The sequence below is a fragment of the Hydrobacter penzbergensis genome (assembly GCF_900106985.1).
GTDB classification, from domain to species: Bacteria; Bacteroidota; Bacteroidia; order Chitinophagales; family Chitinophagaceae; genus Sediminibacterium; species Sediminibacterium magnilacihabitans.
Map to the genome: position 1 here is coordinate 1 of NZ_FNNO01000036.1, position 1740 is coordinate 1740.

The following is a 1740-nucleotide window of genomic DNA, read 5'->3' on the forward strand; positions in this document are numbered from 1 at the left end:
AGAAAAATAAGCACTTGCCGGATATTCCCACCGCAAATGAAGTGGAAAAAAAGGGAATTAGTGTGGGAGATAATCAAGCCTTGTTATTGAAAAAAATAGAGGAGCTGACACTGTATGTAATTGACCTGAAAAAGGAGAATAGACTATTGAAAAAAGAAGTGAATGTCATAAAAACAAAAATAGAAAAGAAAAAATGATTTATATGAAGAGACTACTAGCGGCAATAATGGGACTACTCATTTTGAGCGATTCATTTAGTCAGAACACATTCCCTGCAAGTGGCAATGTGGGAATTGGTACGTCAACGCCTGCTGCTAAGCTTGATGTGATGTATGCGACAGGAAATTTTGTTAGGCTACTCGGCGGACCTGCAAATGGCAATTTTATAAATGCTAATGTTGCTGATTACAGCGATCCATCACCACTATTTTCTTTTAGCACCTCTCACGCTGCAAACAGTAGATCAAATGATCTTTTCCATATTCATTCTAATGAAACAGGGAATCAAGCATATGCATTTCGGGTAACGGCAGGCAATACCATCAGCAGTCCATCCTTTAACTCATTATCGATATTGGCATCTAACGGAAATGTGGGAATAGGAACCAACACGCCGTCTTACAGACTTCATGTTTCAGGGGGAGATATTGCTTTTGATGCAGAACAAACAGAACGGTTCATCCGAATCAATAATTCATATGGAGGCGCTATCCGATTCCGGGGGAATGCTACTACATCAGCAGATCGGGGGCTCCAGTTTGGCACTATTGACGGGAATAATATTTGGTATTCTCAGATGGTATTGGATGCAAACACGGGTTATGTAGGAATTGGGACAACGACTCCGTCAGAAAGACTTTCTGTAAATGGTAATATCAAAGCCAGGAAACTGATTGTTATTCAATCTGGCTGGCCAGATTATGTATTTACCCCTGAGTATCCCTTAAAATCACTTTCTTATATCGAGCGGTTTGTCAAAAAAAACAATCATTTGCCGGATATGCCTTCTGCTGGTGAAGTAGAAGCCAAAGGATTAGATATAGGATCAACACAAGCAATGCTGTTAAAAAAGATTGAAGAGCTTACTTTATACGTAATAGACTTAAAAAAAGAAAATGAAACACAGAATAAAAAAATAGAAATATTAATGAAGCAAATCAGTCATAAATGAAAAAATATTTACTTGGAGCGTATTGCCTTTTTCAGTGTGGTTTGTCTGTTGCACAGAATACCTTTCCTTCTTCTGGGAACGTTGGCATTGGCACCATGAGCCCTGTTTCTCAACTGACAGTTGGCACCGGTGATTTGCAGGTAGAAATTGGGCAGGGTCGGTTTAAAGGATGGTATCATACCGGTACTGGCCTGGGTACAGAGATAGGTGTTTCAGGCGGTAATGGTTATATACTCACATATGATCGAACTGGACAAGCTTATGCTAATACTTCCATACAATCAAACAATGCTTTGTTTACAGTAAGCAGCAATAATAGTTTTCTTTTCTCCGGTGGTAATGTAGGTATAGGGACAACAGTTCCTACAGAGATGCTTTCTGTAAAAGGAAATGTAAAAGCTCAAAAAATGATTGTTGCGCAAACTGGATGGAGCGACTATGTATTCGATTCATCCTACCAGTTGAAGCCTTTGACAGAGGTTGAACAATTTATCAAGCAAAATAAGCACTTGCCCGATATACCCTCTGCAATAGAAGTAGAAGAAAAAGGGATTAGTGTGGGAGATAAC

The 1740-nt window shown here is 39.3% G+C and carries 1 protein-coding gene and 2 pseudogenes; all 3 read left to right on the top strand.

Going from position 1 to position 1740, the window contains the following annotated elements; genetic code table 11:
* Window positions 1–197 (top strand): annotated as a pseudogene (locus tag BLU98_RS17450) (hypothetical protein); the annotation flags it as partial.
* A 5-nt stretch (window positions 198–202) separates the two neighbouring features.
* On the top strand, window positions 203–1171 hold the full coding sequence (locus BLU98_RS17455; RefSeq protein ID WP_139174027.1) for a hypothetical protein: 969 nt from the start codon (window positions 203–205) through the stop codon (window positions 1169–1171).
* Window positions 1168–1740, top strand: a pseudogene (locus BLU98_RS17460) (hypothetical protein); the annotation flags it as partial. The gene BLU98_RS17455 and the pseudogene BLU98_RS17460, both read left to right, overlap by 4 nt.

Bases quoted from the DNA above. Each gene is read 5' to 3' on its own strand.
- BLU98_RS17455 (WP_139174027.1), top strand. From the start codon at position 203: ATGAAGAGACTACTAGCGGCAATAATGGGACTACTCATTTTGAGCGAT.